This is a genomic window from Segatella copri (assembly GCF_024330485.1).
GTDB classification, from domain to species: domain Bacteria; phylum Bacteroidota; class Bacteroidia; order Bacteroidales; family Bacteroidaceae; genus Prevotella; species Prevotella copri_L.
Genome location: NZ_JANDWX010000019.1, coordinates 1 through 16,319, shown reverse-complemented (window position 1 = coordinate 16,319; position 16,319 = coordinate 1). Strand labels below are relative to the sequence as shown.

The 16,319-nt window shown below is 44.2% G+C and carries 26 protein-coding genes; 9 read left to right on the top strand and 17 right to left on the bottom strand.

What is annotated here, in order from left to right; all coding sequences use genetic code 11:
• Positions 1-118: 118 nt before the first annotated feature.
• From NNC77_RS10815 to NNC77_RS10745, 15 genes are all read right to left on the bottom strand, one after another.
• Positions 119-364, bottom strand: coding sequence for a hypothetical protein (locus NNC77_RS10815; protein ID WP_254970975.1), 246 nt, complete (start codon positions 362-364; stop codon positions 119-121).
• Positions 365-371: 7 nt separating this feature from the next.
• Complete coding sequence (locus NNC77_RS10810) at positions 372-1,379, bottom strand: hypothetical protein (protein ID WP_254970977.1); 1,008 nt, start codon at positions 1,377-1,379, stop codon at positions 372-374.
• 21 nt (positions 1,380-1,400) lie between these two features.
• Complete coding sequence (locus NNC77_RS10805; protein ID WP_254970979.1) at positions 1,401-1,526, bottom strand: hypothetical protein; 126 nt, start codon at positions 1,524-1,526, stop codon at positions 1,401-1,403.
• A 3-nt stretch (positions 1,527-1,529) separates the two neighbouring features.
• A complete protein-coding gene (locus NNC77_RS10800; RefSeq protein WP_254970981.1) occupies positions 1,530-1,685 on the bottom strand; it encodes a hypothetical protein in 156 nt (51 codons plus the stop codon).
• A gap of 21 nt (positions 1,686-1,706) precedes the next feature.
• Positions 1,707-2,189: a hypothetical protein gene (locus tag NNC77_RS10795; protein ID WP_254970983.1), complete on the bottom strand. Its 483-nt coding sequence runs from the start codon at positions 2,187-2,189 to the stop codon at positions 1,707-1,709.
• A 2-nt stretch (positions 2,190-2,191) separates the two neighbouring features.
• Positions 2,192-2,509 (bottom strand): hypothetical protein, encoded by a 318-nt coding sequence (locus NNC77_RS10790; protein ID WP_254970984.1) that lies wholly within the window; start codon positions 2,507-2,509, stop codon positions 2,192-2,194.
• A 4-nt stretch (positions 2,510-2,513) separates the two neighbouring features.
• On the bottom strand, positions 2,514-2,750 hold the full coding sequence (locus tag NNC77_RS10785) for a hypothetical protein (RefSeq protein WP_254970986.1): 237 nt from the start codon (positions 2,748-2,750) through the stop codon (positions 2,514-2,516).
• A 96-nt stretch (positions 2,751-2,846) separates the two neighbouring features.
• Positions 2,847-3,884 carry a DUF6291 domain-containing protein gene (locus NNC77_RS10780; protein ID WP_254970988.1) on the bottom strand — a complete coding sequence of 346 codons (1,038 nt, stop codon included), beginning with the start codon at positions 3,882-3,884 and terminating at the stop codon, positions 2,847-2,849.
• A 191-nt stretch (positions 3,885-4,075) separates the two neighbouring features.
• Positions 4,076-5,017, bottom strand: a complete 942-nt coding sequence (locus NNC77_RS10775; RefSeq protein WP_254970989.1) for a YqaJ viral recombinase family protein — start codon at positions 5,015-5,017, stop codon at positions 4,076-4,078.
• Between the two features lie 13 nt (positions 5,018-5,030).
• Complete coding sequence (locus tag NNC77_RS10770) at positions 5,031-5,330, bottom strand: hypothetical protein (protein ID WP_254970990.1); 300 nt, start codon at positions 5,328-5,330, stop codon at positions 5,031-5,033.
• Positions 5,331-5,447: 117 nt separating this feature from the next.
• The gene (locus tag NNC77_RS10765; protein WP_254970991.1) at positions 5,448-6,308 is read right to left on the bottom strand and encodes a hypothetical protein; all 861 of its coding nucleotides are present in this window, start codon (positions 6,306-6,308) and stop codon (positions 5,448-5,450) included.
• 251 nt (positions 6,309-6,559) lie between these two features.
• Positions 6,560-6,901 carry a hypothetical protein gene (locus NNC77_RS10760; RefSeq protein ID WP_254970993.1) on the bottom strand — a complete coding sequence of 114 codons (342 nt, stop codon included), beginning with the start codon at positions 6,899-6,901 and terminating at the stop codon, positions 6,560-6,562.
• Between the two features lie 6 nt (positions 6,902-6,907).
• The gene (locus tag NNC77_RS10755) at positions 6,908-7,144 is read right to left on the bottom strand and encodes a hypothetical protein (RefSeq protein ID WP_118220290.1); all 237 of its coding nucleotides are present in this window, start codon (positions 7,142-7,144) and stop codon (positions 6,908-6,910) included.
• Positions 7,141-7,338, bottom strand: a complete 198-nt coding sequence (locus tag NNC77_RS10750; protein ID WP_118220291.1) for a helix-turn-helix domain-containing protein — start codon at positions 7,336-7,338, stop codon at positions 7,141-7,143. Before NNC77_RS10750 ends, NNC77_RS10755 begins: the two co-directional genes overlap by 4 nt.
• A gap of 127 nt (positions 7,339-7,465) precedes the next feature.
• Positions 7,466-7,708, bottom strand: coding sequence for a hypothetical protein (locus NNC77_RS10745; protein WP_144152341.1), 243 nt, complete (start codon positions 7,706-7,708; stop codon positions 7,466-7,468).
• Between the two features lie 161 nt (positions 7,709-7,869).
• Between NNC77_RS10745 and NNC77_RS10740 the strand changes: the two genes are divergently transcribed.
• Positions 7,870-8,226, top strand: coding sequence for a hypothetical protein (locus NNC77_RS10740; RefSeq protein WP_254986889.1), 357 nt, complete (start codon positions 7,870-7,872; stop codon positions 8,224-8,226).
• Positions 8,227-8,257: 31 nt separating this feature from the next.
• Here NNC77_RS10740 and NNC77_RS10735 read toward each other — a convergent pair whose 3' ends face one another.
• Entirely contained in the window at positions 8,258-8,461 is a 204-nt protein-coding gene (locus NNC77_RS10735; RefSeq protein ID WP_254970998.1) for a hypothetical protein, read from the bottom strand.
• 178 nt (positions 8,462-8,639) lie between these two features.
• Between NNC77_RS10735 and NNC77_RS10730 the strand changes: the two genes are divergently transcribed.
• The 4 genes from NNC77_RS10730 to NNC77_RS10715 all read left to right on the top strand — a co-directional run bounded on the left by NNC77_RS10730 (position 8,640) and on the right by NNC77_RS10715 (position 10,450).
• Positions 8,640-9,089, top strand: coding sequence for a hypothetical protein (locus NNC77_RS10730; protein ID WP_254971000.1), 450 nt, complete (start codon positions 8,640-8,642; stop codon positions 9,087-9,089).
• Between the two features lies 1 nt (position 9,090).
• Positions 9,091-9,579: a hypothetical protein gene (locus NNC77_RS10725; protein ID WP_147347159.1), complete on the top strand. Its 489-nt coding sequence runs from the start codon at positions 9,091-9,093 to the stop codon at positions 9,577-9,579.
• A gap of 184 nt (positions 9,580-9,763) precedes the next feature.
• Positions 9,764-10,099 (top strand): hypothetical protein, encoded by a 336-nt coding sequence (locus tag NNC77_RS10720; protein WP_254971001.1) that lies wholly within the window; start codon positions 9,764-9,766, stop codon positions 10,097-10,099.
• 33 nt (positions 10,100-10,132) lie between these two features.
• Positions 10,133-10,450, top strand: coding sequence for a heavy metal-binding domain-containing protein (locus NNC77_RS10715; RefSeq protein ID WP_117587376.1), 318 nt, complete (start codon positions 10,133-10,135; stop codon positions 10,448-10,450).
• A 151-nt stretch (positions 10,451-10,601) separates the two neighbouring features.
• Here NNC77_RS10715 and NNC77_RS10710 read toward each other — a convergent pair whose 3' ends face one another.
• The gene (locus NNC77_RS10710) at positions 10,602-12,164 is read right to left on the bottom strand and encodes an ATP-binding protein (RefSeq protein ID WP_254971002.1); all 1,563 of its coding nucleotides are present in this window, start codon (positions 12,162-12,164) and stop codon (positions 10,602-10,604) included.
• 831 nt (positions 12,165-12,995) lie between these two features.
• Here NNC77_RS10710 and NNC77_RS10705 point away from each other — a divergent pair.
• From NNC77_RS10705 to NNC77_RS10690, 4 genes are read left to right on the top strand one after another with little or no spacing between them, the layout of a single operon-like run.
• Positions 12,996-13,538, top strand: coding sequence for a hypothetical protein (locus tag NNC77_RS10705; RefSeq protein WP_147347066.1), 543 nt, complete (start codon positions 12,996-12,998; stop codon positions 13,536-13,538).
• The gene (locus NNC77_RS10700) at positions 13,538-14,371 is read left to right on the top strand and encodes a CsgG/HfaB family protein (protein ID WP_118066865.1); all 834 of its coding nucleotides are present in this window, start codon (positions 13,538-13,540) and stop codon (positions 14,369-14,371) included. Before NNC77_RS10705 ends, NNC77_RS10700 begins: the two co-directional genes overlap by 1 nt.
• Before the next feature lie 2 nt (positions 14,372-14,373).
• Positions 14,374-15,261 (top strand): DUF6175 family protein, encoded by an 888-nt coding sequence (locus NNC77_RS10695; RefSeq protein WP_254971003.1) that lies wholly within the window; start codon positions 14,374-14,376, stop codon positions 15,259-15,261.
• Between the two features lie 14 nt (positions 15,262-15,275).
• Positions 15,276-16,187: a hypothetical protein gene (locus NNC77_RS10690; protein ID WP_254971004.1), complete on the top strand. Its 912-nt coding sequence runs from the start codon at positions 15,276-15,278 to the stop codon at positions 16,185-16,187.
• Positions 16,188-16,319: the final 132 nt, after the last annotated feature.

Genomic DNA, 16,319 nt, shown 5'->3' with positions numbered 1-16,319 from the left:
ATGCGCTGCCTGCTGCGGATTCTTGAACATGGAAAGAGCCTTCTCTACGTCCGGCTTCTTTCTCTCACGCATCGCTCTGTCGGCTACCCGGTTCTTCGTACCGTAGTTCCGGTAGTGCTTACTCCAGTACTCTTTCTGATACGCCCGGTATTTTTCCCGGTTTCTCTTTCGCCATTCCTTCGTGGCTCTGAGGATCTGTTCCCGGTGCTCCTGGTAGTACGTTCTGTTCTTCTCCCTTGTTGCGAAATCGCTCATTGCATTCAAGTATTACCTGATGTTCTACATATTGCTTGCGTGCCGGGCAGTATATGCCATTTATGCAGTTTCGCCCGGCATCGCAAGCCTTGCATAATTCACTCGCCATACGCCCACTAGAAAGGAAGGTTCTCGATGTCGTAGTCAGTGAAGGCGATATTCTCGTGTCCATCGTATGGGATGCAGCTGGTGAAGTCTCCCACTTTTCCTTTTTCGATAAGCAAGACTTTATATCGGTAAATTGCTTCCTCTCCACGATCACGAACAAAGAAGGCTGGCTGCCACTTGAATCTCTTTCCGTTCCTTACCAGCACCTTGTCAAAGACCTTGAAGGCTGGCTGCTCCTTCGCTTCCTTCTCTTTCTTCCAGATGGCATAATGCTTGTTGAAAAGTTCGACTTCGTTCTCTGTCGCTTCTCGAAGTTCCGTGTTAACGCTGATACGCAGGTCGAAGGCTTGGTCGGTCACGAAATTCTCGTTCTCGATTTCGTACTGGTTTCCGAATGTCAGCGTATCTTCGCTTTCGTTCTTGTCGATAAGTTCGCCTATGATTGCCAGCTCTCCGTCCTCGTCTCTCTCATGGAAAACGTAAAGTTTGCCAATTTCAAACGTAAGTTTCACTGGCTTCTCAATCTCCAGTGTTTCCCGGTTCAGCTTTCCACCGAGCCGCTCTTCAATGGTCTTGATATATTCGGCAGGATGGTCGCTCTTGACCCAATCGTGTATATCCCAGCTCGTAGGGGTATCCCAGATTTTACCTTTCGTCAACGTGTATAGTCCGGTAAAGCGCAATTTCGTCTTATCATCCTCGTAACTGTCGAATAAGCAAGTGGCTTGATTGTTTTCTTTCTTGTACTCCAGCACGTCTCCCTTCTTGAAGAACTTGCTCCAGTCTCTCATTTGTTTCGAAGGGAAGAGCAGAATTTCTCCTTCTTTATAGATTTTTCCGTTCTTGTCGAAAAAGTGTTCTCTTCCGGCTTCGTCCTCAGTCCAGATTGCTTTCGCACTGTCCTTGTCGTTTGCCATTCCACTGTGCCACACCCTTCCGCATTTAGGTGTGTACAACTCTGTACCGTACTCTTCATTTTTGAGAATCTCAAAAATATCAATATCTTTCTGTTCCATTGTCTGAATGTTTTTTATTGTTTATAACTTCACTCGTCCGAGTTTAAAATAAAGTTCCAGCAGTTCCTTGGTATCGAGCCAGAAATCGGTGTTGCCGATGTATACGTGATGTCGGTGTTCGTCTGTGATGATTTCTATCTTCTTCATTTCTTATCTGCGTTTAAAATTGTTCGTGTCCGCATTGTAATCTTTGAGGATACATTCAAGTGCCTTTACCTCATCATCTGCCAGCCAGATGTCTCTGTTGTCAACTGACAGATGATGAAGACCACACTCACGGACCAGTTTTATATCAACTCTGTACATAGCTAATACGGTTTATGATAACTATTTAAAAAGTTCTTGTTGCGGATGAATGATGTCTGCCCGCTTCTTCTTAGCCGCCCAGAGAAGGAGGTTGTTGTTCTTGGTTTCAGCATTCTTCTCGAGGTCTCTGATGATGCAGGTCAAAGCATCGTACTCCGCTTCTTTCTCGTTACCGTAGAAGATGTTGAGAGTGTCATATCTACTCGGGTAGCCTACCGGGCTGTCGTACCAATGCTTTCCCTTCTGAATGCTGTAGCCCCATATCCAGCCGAACTGTGTATTGGCGGTCATTACCTTCCATCCCCAGTTGTCTGCACCCTCTGCGGCATACTCGATTACGTGCGGATTGATGCAAACATCGTAGATGTTGTACTTGAAGCCTTCGTGCTCTGCGACCGGCTTCTTGATGTCGTAGCTGTTTTCGGTCAGCCACTTGCACCAATCGTTCGATGTCTTGAAGACGAGCCCTGCGGCTCTGCATTCGTGGAAAAATAATTCATTCATGGCTATTCCCCCGATTTTTGATTATCAGTAATTAACTTGCGTAATCTAGATATAACCTTACTTGCGTTCTTATCATGCACCCCTTCGTAAAGTCCAAGATGCATCATAATGATGTTTAACGCTGGGTCATCTATTTCAATAGCCCTTTCTGCAAGTATTCCAAGCACACGTGACAAAATCGTAAAAGTCACAGGATAAGGAGTGCTTTTCGAACACTCTGCTATCTCTTTCAATAGCCTTGGCATATCAACCTTAAACACCATATCGTTCATAACATAGTCCTGAACTTTCTTGCTTTTTATTTTCTTCATATCATTCATACTTCTAAATCTTTATGAAGTGTACGTCCTTGTGGTCTTCTCTTTCACTATTCAGACAAGCAAGATTCCTGCACATAATGCCTTTTCTCTTACCGTTCAAGATGCACTCGTAGCAGTTATATTCAGATAGACCTATATCCTCAACAACCTTGCAATTTACACCTTCAATGCTAATTGTCGCCCCTACTGGGTAATCTGTATTAAAGCATTCGTTGTTTACAATACATACTTCTTTTGCCATAATTCTTTTGTTTTAAACGCTTAAAATCTGTTTGCCTTATAATTTACCGCCCGAAGCGCGAAAACGGCTCAGAGCGGCTATTTTTGCCCTCATTTGTTATTTTTCGGGCTTCCAGTCGATACCCAGCCGCTGCAGAACTCCCTTCTCGTAGTATCTTGTCAGCGAATCCTTGGCAGGCTTGTTGCTCGGGTTCTTCTTTAAATCTTCGAGGTTCTGCTGGATTACCCATCTGAACTTGCTGTCTTGGCTCTGCTGGCTCGCTGGCTGCTGATGCTTGGCTTGCTCGTAGAGTTCCCCGATGCTCGGTCTTGTCGTTGCCGCAGGATCCTGCGCCTTGACTGCTGCCGATTGCGGCTGCTGGCTTGCGGCTGGCTCGTTGTTGAAGTTGCCTTCCAGCACCTTTGCGAAATTCTGCTCATTACCGAATATCCAATCAAACTTTCCGAGCCATCCATGCTTATTATTGCCGTTCATGAAGTCAGATGCCATCGCAATGTCAATTACCCGGTACAGAGTTTTCACGTCTCCCTTGCATTGACGAACCCTTGCCTTGACCATCACCTTTCGGTTCTCGGTCATGAGCGTAATAGGCGGCATCGCACTCTTCGTCTCATCATGCTTGCGGTTCCAGTATTCCTTGACGGCAGCATAGTCTATCTTTTGAGATTTCGAACCCTTGCCGCCACCGGGTGCTTCGGTCTTGACCGATGCACTCTGAATACCTTCTTTAGAAGGTTCTAATATATTTGTTTCTTTAGAAACAACATTATCATTTACATATTCATTATCATTATGCATTGCAATTTGTGCATTTGCATGCTTTTGCATGCTTTTGCATACGTTTGTATGCTTTTGCATGTCTTCGCTTGCTTCTGAATCCAATTGCTTTTTATCCCAGCGTTTTCGTGCATTTGCACGGAGTCGCTCGCACTTCTCCTCGTATTTACGCTGGTTTCGCTCCATATCATCTTTGATGAATGCGAAAGATAATTTAACGAGAGGATCTTCGATTGAAGGTTCTTTGCCAGTCTTAGCAAAAGAAAGCATGTGCCTTGTTAGCTGCCCGAGTTGTGCATCGGTCAGTTGCTCGAAGATTTTTAAATATGATGTGTATATGATAAAAGAATCACTCATGATGTCTTATTCTTATAATGATAATTTCTTTTCCAGCTTCCGTTTTAAGACTGTAGCCATCCGGATTTTGTTCCGCTGGCTTGTGTCGGTCGGTGCTGTCACTTTCCCACCTAGGGAAATATAATTCTCCAGTTGGGAAATTATATTCCTTAGGTCGGTTTTTGATATAGGAACAGCCATAAGCCCTGCCTTTACTTAATGAGCAATCTTCTTGCGCCTTGCACCTGCTTGATGTACTTGGCGCACTCTTTAGGATGGTCTGCCTGATAAGCCTTGGCATCGAACTTCTCGCTTGCCTTCGGTGCTTTCCACGTTGCCAGCGTTTTTCCGGAATCCGAAACTATGCTCTCTGCGTCCCCGAAGAACAGCTTCAAGTTGTCCTCAATCTCATCCTGCTCGGTCTCCAGTTTCTTGTTCTGAACCTTGAGTTCTTTGAGCCTAGCAATCTGTTCGAGTATCTCCTTCGTTGCAGTCACTTCCTTGCCAGCTACATGTAGAGGAGACTTTAGGAGAACGTCTTGTGCGCTGTATGCTGGCGGTTCTTGGTTGCCCACGATGTAGTCAAGCCAAAATTTGGTTATCTCGTCCCTCATCCATCCGAAGAATTCGGGGTCGAAGTCGATGTCACGGTAGCCGAACTCCCTGCCTGCTGTCAGCCAGGCAAGTGCTCCGTCCTTGTATTCGCCCACTCCGAGGTTCATCTGAAGCTGGCAGAACCAATGTTTCGGGAGGTCGTCTGCGTCTATCTGCATCTGCGTGGTCTTACACTCTAGGATGCTCTTGCTCGCTTCGTTGTGCGTTGCAGAGACTCTCCAAAAGGTACGGTCTGGGCTTACTCTCAGATACGGAGTATCGGTGTTCGTGATGGTGTAGTCGTCCGTGCTCGCCTTGATGATGTGGCAGTGGCTCTCTCGCTTGAAGAACTGCGCCACGGCATCCTCCAGCAGATGTCCTGCAACCATCGCAAAGTTCTCAGCCTTTGGTGGGTCGATACCCTTCTTGCGTCTCCACAACTGGTATGGGGTCTCCCACGGATTCAGTCCCAGTACTGTGCCTGCTTCACTTGCGCCTATTCCCTTGGAGCGGTTCTGCAACCACTCCTCTCTGCTTTTATATTTGATTATCTGTTTCATTGTCTGAATGTTTTTATTTATCAAAAAAGAATTTTCTAGCTGCTGAAAGAACGACCGAGCGAAGGAATTCCTCCTTTTGCATTGTTTGACCAATTCCGCTTGCGAGGGAATTGGCTTTACCGTGGTAGGAAATATGTAAATCGTAACTTTGGTTTCCGTCTTCGTCTACATCTCCAGTCGGCTCTATTGCAACAAGCAGATAGTTTCTTTCTTCCTCGTCTTCCTCTGCCCATGCCTTGAAACCATCTGCGGTTTTGCTAAAGTACTTGTCGATGGTGCTCTTGTGTCTTTTATTGTTTTCTTTTTCTGCCATAATTTTTACTGAATGTTTAATAGTTGCCACGGCTTCCCTTGGTAGGTTATGATGGGAGCCCACCCCATAGGTTGTGCCGTGGCGGTTCGGGCAAACGTTATAACTTTATAAACTAAACTATTTCTTTGCGGCTGTGCCAGTCTTTCCTTGGCTGCGGCTCATTGCCTTCTCAGCCTTCTTCTGTGCGCTCTCGGCTGCTGCCTGCGCCTGCTGTGCGATTGCTTCCTGCTGCTTTGGCTTCTTGAAGGTCTCCTCTACGGTGGTTGTGCCTTCCTTGATGGCGTTGTACACACCAGCCAGCTTCTGAATATCCTCTGCCGTGACTTCCTCGGCTGATTTCTTGCCGATGTAATCAAGCAGCATAAGGTCTGTCACCTGGTAGGCTTGGAAGCAGGCTACGCAGCTCTTCCACTGGCTCTGTACGCCAGTCTGCTTGATGTGCTCCAGTGCCTTCGCCTGCACATCCTTCACCACGCTTGCAATCAATACCTGCGGCACGACCTTACAGATTGCGTTACGCTGGGCGATCGCCACGGCTGCATTGCCAACTACCACCTGCATGTCCTGCGAGTAAGTGTAGCCTTTCGATGTCAGAATGCTGCGCTTCACTTCGGTAGAGTAGGCAACATTGCTCTCTAGGTCGTGGCAGACGCCTTGTGCCGTGATGGTCTTGCCATCGTTTGCGATGATGCGTCCAGCGATGCGCAGGTTCTTCCAGCATGCAGAAATGATTTCTGTAAATCGGACACTAGGACCCTCGATTACTGTTGTCTTTCCGTCCTTACCTTGTCGTTCGAGGTGATAGAAGCAGTTGTAGGCTACATCATCGTCCATCGCTGCCAGTGCGACCATATTCTGCTTGCATTGCATGATGTCTCTCGGGAACTTGTGCGCTGTTGCAATCTGTCCGTCAATCTCCGAGCGGTTGATGGCTTCCAGCATTTCGCCACCGCTTACATTGATAATTTCATTTTCCATAATTCGTTCTTTTTATTGTTCAACTTATTGTTCATTAACTCTAGTGGAAGGCTGGGGATTCGAACCCCAGTTGATTGCTATGCCACCCTTGCCTGCTGGTGGATGCCCTTCCGTTGCAGGGCGCACGCTGTCGTTTCCGCATATTGCATGGTAAAAACAACTAATTTTAGATAACCTTGAAAAATGAGTTTTGCGTGCGCCCTTTGCCCTGCCGCTGCAGGGAGCCATATAATAATTGTTTAACATCGTAATCAAACCAGTTGAGCCATAAGGCTGTCGAGCCTGCTTTCCTCGAAGGCGTCCATCGGGTCTTGGTCTGCGTATTGGCTGTTCTCTTCCAACCAGTCGTCCATCACGTCTTGATAGTTGACGCAACCCTCGATAGCTTCCTCCAGCCGCTCGCTGTCGTTGTTGTTATTCTTGTGCGTCACGACCGCTGTGTTTCCGGTTCTGTCGCACCATACGCAGATGTCGCCTGCCTTTGTTTTAATGTCTACCCTTGCAACCGCTGGTCGCTGTGGATCACGGTCTAACTCCAGCCAGATGGCATCGTACATTGCCTCTTCGCATTGTTTGATAATTCTTGGTTCCATAGGCTCTTACCGTCTGATTAAATAGTTAAAGAATGTCAGACGTGCGTCCGCAAGCGTCTGCTTGTTGAACTCGCTCATCGGGAGCACCGGAACTCCGTCTAGTGAAAGACAAAGCATATTGTCGAACTCCCTTACCTGAATGCGTCTTTCCGCTTCCTTCATGGTTGCCAGTCGCTTGTTGTCCTTTCGCTCCTGCTCCCACTTGGCGGTAAGCTGCTTCGCTTTTTCGTAGGCATTCATCATAGGGCAATCCTCCAGACTTTTTTAATCTCGCTGCCCTCGAAAACCTTGCGGTTGTCGATTCTGCGGAACTTGACCTTAATCTTACCAGCCTGCAACCATCTGCGCAGGGTGTTGCGATGGATGCCCAGTACCTTGCAGGTTTCTGTCATGGTGTATCTGCCTGCGTCAGCTACCTTTGGTTCTTCGTTCGTCATAACTAAGCCCTCCAAAAAATTAAAGTTACTAATACGATGGCAACTGCCAGGGATAATACTTCGTCACTTGTGATAATCTCGATAAACTTCTTCATACGCTCTGAATGTTTAAATTGGTTCTACTTGATTATTTGCGCACGGCTGCACGTCTCTTCTTTGGTGTTATCAATCCAGCCTTTATGAGGATAACACGCACGTTCTGCTGGGTGCAACCAACACGCTGTGAAACTGCGAGCATTATTCTGCTGTCTGAGGTCTCGGCAGGTGCCTTTGCTCGGAAATCTGCAAACATCGCTATGATGTTCTTCTTTCTTTCGTCCTGCTGCTTCTGCAGTGGGGTTCTGAAATCATAATTAAAATTTTCTCCCATTTTATTTGTATTTTAAATTATTTTCTTTATCTTTGCAAAAGAGTTTTTAAACTCGTTCTGTAATTCGGTTGCAAAAATACAATAAAATATTTATATTCACAAACATTTGTGTTTATATTTATAAATTGTTTACTTTAGTTTTAATTTATTTAGAATTAACTATGACTGGTGAAGAAATGAAAACATATTTGAGGCAGAGAGGGTTATCTCTTGCTTCTGTTGCTGAAGAACTGGGCACAAGCCCACAAAATCTGAATGGCAAGTTAAAGGCTAAAAGTCTGAAATCGGACTTTATATCTGCAATAAAAGCAATCATCGACAAGTGTGCCCCTCCCCTCCCTGCAGAGATGGAAGCGGCTGTTATCGGGTCGAACGTCAATGGCTCGAACAGTTCCAACGTTTCTCAGTCAATAGGTAGTGATGCAGCCTTGGCTGCTGAGAATAAACTGCTGCGAGAACAGAATGAGTTCCTGCAAAGTCAAGTAAAAACGCTGCTTGCCATTGTGGGACAGAAATAATTTAGTAACTTTGCAAAATGAAAAAGAATGGTTAGTCAGAAAACAACAGATGATAGGGAGACGGACAGAAGAAAACTCTTGGCTGGGTATCTGTACGACTGCTCGAAAATGATGTACGGAAGCGTTGCTGTCGGTGGTCTGTCTCCTCTACTAACTGGTGACCCATTGCAGGCGGTTCATCAAGTCTGCTTGGTGTCGGGTGTGGCTTGTGGCGCATCACTTGCGTACCTTGCAAATTATATAATGAAATTTAAAAAATAAAGATTATGGATGCATTCTTGTTATTTAACGTGATGGCATTGGGAATGACCATTGCATTCGGCATTTTCTTGAAATCAAAGAAAGGTCAGAAGTGGTTGCGTGAACTTTAGTTCTCGCTCCAGGTACAATATCAACTAAAATTCTAAGTAACGATGAAAGATGAGGATTTCATAGAGCGGAAGGAGAAGGTTCTTCTTGCCGCTCTCGGTAAAAGCTGGCTATGGAAAGCCAGCAGGTTGATAATAGGCATCATCCCTCCAGTGGGTGCGTTTGTGATGCTGGTGCACTGCACCCTGCTCTCGTTCGGCATTCGGGTAAAACTCACGGAGTGGATATTCGACTGCTCGCTCTTCGGCTTCATCGCCTGGATCATCGTCAGTCTAGCCTATGGGTTCTGCTGGGTGCATCGGGCGTTCTCTACCTACAGAGTGCTGATTTCGTTCTGCATCGACTTCCAGCGTTCCTTCGGGTTCGGTGTCTTGTGCCATCCGCTCTATCTGCTGATGGTCGCCCTAGGACTGCTTCTCTTCTTCATCTTCATCAAGAAAAAGGCTTGGAATGAGTTCTACGAAAGAAATATTAACCATTTAAACGAAAAGTAATATGAAAAAGATAATAATGTTATTCGTGCTTGCGCTTGCGTGCGTGGGTGTGCGTTCGCAAACACTTTTATCTAGGAGTTATGACGTTTCTCCAGTTATTAGCTACACCGTTTTTGAGCCGCAAAAAGACACGGTGTATTACTGGCAGATAAACAATGTTAATTCAGCCAAGATGATTGAATCTTTCTATCTTAGGTTTCGTGGAAGAAACGAACTGCAAAGAACGCTCAAATTTCTTGTCTCACTTGAAGGTGAAGAAAAGGGTAGGACTTACAGGCTTGACGACACGATTGACGGAAACGAGGTAACAACTGGAAAGGTAGAAGGTTTCCTCTTTATCCCATCCGCAGAAGGTGTTACCATCGAAAACAAAAAAGGGTTTCTTCCATCCTCATCATTCTATACCTACAAAAGTCTAGCTGATGTTGCCAAAGGTGGCTTTGATGAAATTAAAAGAAAGAAACAACCTCGGCAATTCTTGTTTGAATGAAGTATCTTAGCGTTCTTCTCGCCTACGAGAAATATTTGCCAGTGCTAACCCCTTCCGAGGTGGATGGTCTGCTGGCTTCTCGTCCCTCGCTGGCTCAGTTGCAGGACTGGTCGCAAAGATTGAATAACCACCGGGCAAGGCTGGAAAGCGTTTTCTGTCGTGCCTACAAAAAGATAAAATGAATATGGAAGATAAAAATCTGATGTCCGCTGATGTGGATATAGTAGTTCGTTTCTTCTCTGCCATCGACCGCCTGAAGGCTGATGGTTGCGTTGGCGGTCTGAAGACAATAACCGACCGGTATGGTATCAACCGCTGGAACATCATGTCCCTGCGTGAAAAGCCTACCGAGTACTACGGTCGCTTTCGTCCGTCTTGGGTTCAGTTCCTAGTCCGTGACTACCACATCAACCCATACTGGCTGCTCCTTGGCTCTGGGGAGTTTTATGCAACTGGCTTCACGCCCGAAATCGTGAAAAACCTGAATAAAAACTGCACAAGAAAAAAGCAGTCTGCATAAGTTTTTAATTTTCAATTATTTAGAACATACGTTATGATTTTAAGTACCACTCCAACAATAGAAGGCCACCCTATCCGTGAATACCGTGGCGTAGTGACCGGCGAAACCATCATCGGTACCAACTTTGTAAAGGATTTCTTTGCCAGTGTCCGTGATGTAATCGGCGGCAGAAGCGGTTCTTACGAAAGCACCCTCCGCGAGGCTAAGGATACAGCCCTCAGAGAGATGGCCGACCGTGCCGCATCCCTGGGCTGCAACGCCATCGTGGGCATCGACCTGGATTACGAAACCGTAGGAAAGAGCGGCTCCATGCTGATGGTAACATGCAGCGGAACGGCGGTGATTATCTAAGTTCTGCGACTGTACAAAAGAACAAAACATGCTTGAAATGGGGCGGTAACTACCTAAAAAATCGAGTTACCGCTCCTGTTCAGGCATATTTTTATCTATATAGTGTGGTGACATACACCTGATGAAGGTCACCAACTTTCTTCTATTTCATTTATTCTATCACCCAATCCTCTATACTTCGCTGGTTTTCCGAGAAGTTAATACCCACTTTCACAACCTTTCGCCCATCATCGGCAAAAGCCTTGGCATAGTCCTTGTCGCTGATTTGCGCCATGGCGATGTCGGCAGACTTCTTATATTTCAACTCAAAGATAAAGATACTCTTATCCGTCTTGAGCACAAGGTCTATTCTTCCATCCGAAGTGGTATGCTCCACCTTCACATCTTCGCCAAGCATGGTGAAGATGGTGAATATCACGGCTTGATAGTGACGCTCATTATTGTTGATAATCGTATATGGGAACTTATCATAGAATGCCTTCAAGTGAGGCATAAAGGCACCCATGTCGTCATTGATGAGCACATTCTTGGAATAAGCATACACGATGGCATCATATCTGTTCATGTCTTGCGCAGAATAATACCTGACGAGACTTTCCGAGAAACCTTGTCTTACTTCTTGATTTGGGAAACAGAGATGATACAACTTGCCTTTCTTCTCATATCCTTTAATGGTAAGGTAGCCACTTTGGAAAAGGACAGGAATAGGATCAGCAAGCTTTTCCGTAGGTGTATCAAAACGTGATGCCTGTATCCACAGATCGTCCAGATTGAGCATATCCAAATTCTTCTGCTGCAACAACTCCACCAGAAACGTAGGCGTACCAGATGTAAACCAATAGCTATTAAACTCCTTATCATCCAAAGCATTGATAATGCTGTAAGGATTGAAGATATCCTCGCTATTGATACTGAAATGGTAGCCATCATAATGCTGCTTGAGTTGCCCTAAGGTCTCCTCATAAGTAAGTCCATTATGCTCAGCCATCTCCTCGATTCCCTCACGGAAATACTGAGTCAATTCACTCTTGGTAATACCACAACAGCTACTGTATTCATCCTTCAACGTGAGAATCTTGAGATTGTTCAATTCACTAAAGATGCTGAGCTGACTAAACTTGGAGATGCCTGTGATGAATACAAAGCGGATGTTTCCCTCTTGCTGCTTCAAGGGGCTGAAGAAATCTCGCATGATATTGCGGATGGTCTTCTGCAAGTCTTCGTCACTGACAGAATCATGCATTGGAGCATCATATTCGTCGATGAGAACGACAACTTGCTTCCCTGTTTGAGCGGTAGCAGCAAGCAAAATATCCCTAAAGCGAGCCCCAAAGCCTTCACGCTCAGATTCTGGAACTTCTATTCCATATTTCTGCTCTTCAACTTTAAGGATATTGTTTAATATGATTTTAGTATTCTCCAAACTATAATACTTACCACAGCTCAGATCCAGGTGGATGACAGGATATGCCGTCCATTCCTTCTCCATCTGTTCGATGGCAAGTCCCTTGAATAGCTCTTTCTTGCCCTCGAAGTAAGCCTGGAGGGTAGATACAAACAAGGATTTTCCGAATCGACGTGGGCGACTCAGAAAATGAAACTTGGCATAATGAGCCAACTGATAGACGATAGCCGTCTTGTCAGCATAGAAGTAATTCCCCTTCACGATTTCGGAGAACGTTTGTATTCCCAAAGGATATCTCTTTGAAGCCATAATCTTACTCTTAATAATTAATGTACAAAGATACAGATAATATTTCAGAAAACAAGTGTTTTTCTGTTTATTAACAATATATCACTGTTTTTTTATTGAAAGTTGGCTGTTTTCATTAGATGGGCATTGATAGCTGACTTTATGGAGCTGATCCACCTGTCATCGTTTTAACACATTAGAACCATGTACTTCGACATGCTCAAATTATAAAACAAAAACGACCCGCACATTTGAGCATCGTTGAGAGGCTTGGCGGGTTCTCGTGTTGCAAAGATACGAAATAATCTTTGATTACACAGACTTTTGAGCAAGAAAAATCATGGGAAAGAAGATTTCTTTGATATATTTGTATTTAATAGTGTTAAATCAGACCATAAAAACACATTTTGTCTATAAAAAAAGAAAGAATATGAGATAAAAATGTTACCTTTGTAACGTCTATACCCATACCGAAAGCCTCGAGGGGCAGAGGTTGGGCAGACATATACATAATAAAAGGCGTATCTGACGCTTTGGTTTTGACGATTCGTGAACTTCGCAAACTCATTTGTCAGTCAAGAACAAAGCAACAAGGAACGTCTCATGGGTGTATTGTATACAGCCCTCATTGGCTTCGGTTGCATTTCGCATTCGTTGCAAAAAGGGTATTTATATATTTACACATACGTGGGGCTTTCGGCGTTGCTCGTTTCGGACTGACAGGGCAATGCGAAGGCCTACGAATCGTGGAACGAGTGACAGACTGGCTCCACGTTTTTTATTTTGTATATCCACCAAAAAAAAAATAACCCTGCTGTGGTAGCCAGGCAGCCATCTTAATAATAATACAAGATGAAAAGATTTTTATTCGTTACCGCAGCATTGCTCGCAATGTCGGTATCTTTCTGTTTCGGTCAGTCCAAAGAGGACATTAAGGCTAGTATTGACCGTTGTGCAAAATTGGAGAAACTTTGCTCTAAACAGCCAAAGCAAACAGGAATTGCAGATGTTGACTCCTATGTACAGGGAGTTTACAATGCAGCCATCAGTTCCGCAGCATCATCAGCTTTACTTCAAGACCTTTATTATCGTCAGATTGGCGAAACAAAGGATGGTGTTACAGACGTAACCATCAAGAAGCCTACCGTAGAGGAACTTGTCGCATTAGGCACAACTCTAACTGCAGAAGGTGTTTCTATCGCTGAGGCGGGGAAAGGTGCAGAAGCTGCAACCAAGGCATCTTCTACTAACAAAAATCCAATGAAAGTAGCTAAGATAGCATCAGCTCTCGCCTTTACAAAAGATGCTTACCCAGTCTTGCTTGAAGAATCAAAGGCAAAGGTCGCTGCCATCAAGCAGATGATTGAAACAGCAAAAACTGCAAAGAATCTGTAATGGGAAATTTTCGTATTTTATATGCGGTCATACTTGCGTGTATCCTTTGTGGATATACGCAAGTTTCCTTAGCAGCCGATGACCGCCCTGTCATAGGCGTAACTCAGTTTACCTGCGATGAAGAGAGTCCGTACACAGGACTTATAACAGAGAAAGTTGTGGAAATGTTGACTAACACTCACCGTTTTGTTGTTGTTGACAGAACAAGTCGTGATAAAGTAATGGATGAGCTTGAACTACAGAAGAGCGAGGCTTTTCTCGACAGCCATAATCTTGCAGAACAAGGTGCGGCTGTTGCTGCCGAGCAATTGGTAACAGGTCATATTGTCAAGATTCCAGTTTATCGCATGAAGAACGGTGACGGAAGCACACGTGGCTATAAAGCGAGTGTAGCATTTCAATTGAAAGTTGTTGACGTAGAGACAGGCGTAAGCAATGAGGCGCAGAGTTTTGATGGAAAATGCAGTAAGGAAATGCTGTCGCCAGAGAGTGCCGTTACTGTAGCCATGCAAAGCTTACAGTCCGATATCTACGAATATTTCCGTATCAATTTTCCTGTCAAAGGAAAAGTCTTGAAGACGATAGGTAAAAGCACGATACTTCTCAATGTTGGCAAGGAAGCCGGAATCAAGGTCGGCGATATGTTTACGATAGAATCAGTAGAGATGCTTGAGGGCAAACCGTATCCGTCAGAACTCGGGAAGGCCAAGGTGACAAAACTATCAGGAGAGTCATTCGCCGAATGCAGCGTGTCAAGCAAAATCATTACTGCTATTGAAAATAGTAAAGCTTCTCACAATTTAATTCGTTGTAACCTAATTATCAAGAAATGAGTATGAAAAAAATTGTAACAATACTATTGGGGCTGTGTGCGTTCTGCTGCACATGGGCACAAAGCATAGAGTCTCAAGTTACTCCTTTACCTACGGCACGACCAAAGATTATGGTCATACCATATACAACGCAAGGTGAAGACATACGTACCGTTTTGGAGAATGACGTGAATAAGCGTATTGCCTTGACCAAGATAAAGGAAGCATTCGACCAAAGGGGGTATACAACAGTTGATTTTTTTGCCAAGTTAAAAGCCTTGTCAAAAGCAACCGCATTAGGCAATACCCAACAACAGGATGTCAAGACTATGATTATACAACAGTCTGGTGCAGATGTTTATGTCGAAGCGGAAATAAGCCTGTTGGAATCTCCTTCCGGCAATGCCATGAAAGTAATCCTGTCTGGTTATGAAACATCTACTGCAAATTCGCTTTCCAATGCTGTGTGCGAAAGTGGTAAGTTTTACACCGATGACTATGGTAAACTTACATCAAGAGCTGTTGAGATAGGGATGGACAAATTCTTGAACACCATGCAGGAAAAACTGATGGACATAGCTGAAAACGGACAATCCATAGCGGTAACAGTCGGCATTGACGAGACATCATCTCGCTCTATGTCGCAAGAGATTGGCGCTGACGGTCTTGCTTTGTCCGATGCATTAGAAATGTGGGTAGAAGAAAATGCTTATAAAGGCAATTACCATATCCAGGGAACAACCGACAAGCAGATGCTCTTCGACGATATTCGCATACCGCTAAAAGACGAGAACGGAAGAACATATAATATCAATAAGTTTGGATTGAAGCTGCTGACATTTTTCAAGAATCTTGGAATCAAGATTGAGAGAACTACAAGCAACAATATGCTGATTGTAACCATTAAATAACAGGAGGGTGGATTATGAGAAAAGTATTGCTTACAATGATAATCTTGCTGACCTCTTATGCAACTATTTTCGCACAAGGAATAGAAATAGCTTTTGCACTTTCTGTTGGTAATTGTCAATTAAGTGATAATACTGCAAAGATGCTAAGGAGCAAGTTCTTGCCAGCCATGACAGAAAGTGGAGTTGAAACAGCCGAAGTAAGTACCATTGCCATAAAGCCAGAGATTAGTTTCGTTAATAAACAAGTTGTTGAAGGCAGTATGAGGAATATACATACAAGCGACATACAATTCAATTTTGTCTGTACCAATCTTGCCACAAGTACAACTTTTGCAAGTTGTGTCGTTACTGTACGTGGAGAAGGATTCTCTGATGATGACGCAATAAAAAATGCCATTTCTAAATTGTCCGCCCAAGACAAACGTCTAACAGACTTTGTAAATAAGGCTAAAGACAAAATCATAGATTACTATCAGCATAATCTTAATTCTGTTATATCACGTGCTCGCACTTTCGCCAATATTCAACAATATGGTGAAGGACTGGCTCTGTTGTTTTCTTGTCCAGCGACAATCTCTGGTTACACAAAAGTCAATAACGAGATAATTACAATTTATCGTCAATACCAAACGCAGGAATGCAATAATGTCATTCAGAAAGTTCGGGCAGAATTCTCTAATGGTAATTTTGATGCGGCAGTCGAATATCTACAACAAATAGATATGACAAGCTCTTGTGCTACTGAAGCCAAACAACTATGCACGCAAATCAAGCAAACTAAAGATGCAGAAGCTCGGCGGGCAGTTGAACTCATCGAAAGACAATCACAACGTGAGACAGATCTTGAAAAAACTAGAATAAAAGCGGCACGTGATGTGGCTGTTGCTTATTGTAAAAGAAGAAGTGATGTGTATTTTGTTTGGTAACATTATTCGCGTTGAGAGTGTAAATTAAACTGTGTCAAGCTACAATAAAAGTAGTTTAACACAGTTTTTATATTATGGACAACTTAGAAATTGATTACAAGAAAGCAGCTCAGCAGTTGCGTAGTGGTGAAG

Coding starts and splice junctions, on each gene's coding strand:
- NNC77_RS10815 (WP_254970975.1), bottom strand. CDS start 364: ATGGCGAGTGAATTATGCAAGGCTTGCGATGCCGGGCGAAACTGCATA.
- NNC77_RS10810 (WP_254970977.1), bottom strand. CDS start 1,379: ATGGAACAGAAAGATATTGATATTTTTGAGATTCTCAAAAATGAAGAG.
- NNC77_RS10805 (WP_254970979.1), bottom strand. CDS start 1,526: ATGAAGAAGATAGAAATCATCACAGACGAACACCGACATCACGTATAC.
- NNC77_RS10800 (WP_254970981.1), bottom strand. CDS start 1,685: ATGTACAGAGTTGATATAAAACTGGTCCGTGAGTGTGGTCTTCATCAT.
- NNC77_RS10795 (WP_254970983.1), bottom strand. CDS start 2,189: ATGAATGAATTATTTTTCCACGAATGCAGAGCCGCAGGGCTCGTCTTC.
- NNC77_RS10790 (WP_254970984.1), bottom strand. CDS start 2,509: ATGAATGATATGAAGAAAATAAAAAGCAAGAAAGTTCAGGACTATGTT.
- NNC77_RS10785 (WP_254970986.1), bottom strand. CDS start 2,750: ATGGCAAAAGAAGTATGTATTGTAAACAACGAATGCTTTAATACAGAT.
- NNC77_RS10780 (WP_254970988.1), bottom strand. CDS start 3,884: ATGAGTGATTCTTTTATCATATACACATCATATTTAAAAATCTTCGAG.
- NNC77_RS10775 (WP_254970989.1), bottom strand. CDS start 5,017: ATGAAACAGATAATCAAATATAAAAGCAGAGAGGAGTGGTTGCAGAAC.
- NNC77_RS10770 (WP_254970990.1), bottom strand. CDS start 5,330: ATGGCAGAAAAAGAAAACAATAAAAGACACAAGAGCACCATCGACAAG.
- NNC77_RS10765 (WP_254970991.1), bottom strand. CDS start 6,308: ATGGAAAATGAAATTATCAATGTAAGCGGTGGCGAAATGCTGGAAGCC.
- NNC77_RS10760 (WP_254970993.1), bottom strand. CDS start 6,901: ATGGAACCAAGAATTATCAAACAATGCGAAGAGGCAATGTACGATGCC.
- NNC77_RS10755 (WP_118220290.1), bottom strand. CDS start 7,144: ATGATGAATGCCTACGAAAAAGCGAAGCAGCTTACCGCCAAGTGGGAG.
- NNC77_RS10750 (WP_118220291.1), bottom strand. CDS start 7,338: ATGACGAACGAAGAACCAAAGGTAGCTGACGCAGGCAGATACACCATG.
- NNC77_RS10745 (WP_144152341.1), bottom strand. CDS start 7,708: ATGGGAGAAAATTTTAATTATGATTTCAGAACCCCACTGCAGAAGCAG.
- NNC77_RS10740 (WP_254986889.1), top strand. CDS start 7,870: ATGACTGGTGAAGAAATGAAAACATATTTGAGGCAGAGAGGGTTATCT.
- NNC77_RS10730 (WP_254971000.1), top strand. CDS start 8,640: ATGAAAGATGAGGATTTCATAGAGCGGAAGGAGAAGGTTCTTCTTGCC.
- NNC77_RS10725 (WP_147347159.1), top strand. CDS start 9,091: ATGAAAAAGATAATAATGTTATTCGTGCTTGCGCTTGCGTGCGTGGGT.
- NNC77_RS10720 (WP_254971001.1), top strand. CDS start 9,764: ATGGAAGATAAAAATCTGATGTCCGCTGATGTGGATATAGTAGTTCGT.
- NNC77_RS10715 (WP_117587376.1), top strand. CDS start 10,133: ATGATTTTAAGTACCACTCCAACAATAGAAGGCCACCCTATCCGTGAA.
- NNC77_RS10710 (WP_254971002.1), bottom strand. CDS start 12,164: ATGGCTTCAAAGAGATATCCTTTGGGAATACAAACGTTCTCCGAAATC.
- NNC77_RS10705 (WP_147347066.1), top strand. CDS start 12,996: ATGAAAAGATTTTTATTCGTTACCGCAGCATTGCTCGCAATGTCGGTA.
- NNC77_RS10700 (WP_118066865.1), top strand. CDS start 13,538: ATGGGAAATTTTCGTATTTTATATGCGGTCATACTTGCGTGTATCCTT.
- NNC77_RS10695 (WP_254971003.1), top strand. CDS start 14,374: ATGAAAAAAATTGTAACAATACTATTGGGGCTGTGTGCGTTCTGCTGC.
- NNC77_RS10690 (WP_254971004.1), top strand. CDS start 15,276: ATGAGAAAAGTATTGCTTACAATGATAATCTTGCTGACCTCTTATGCA.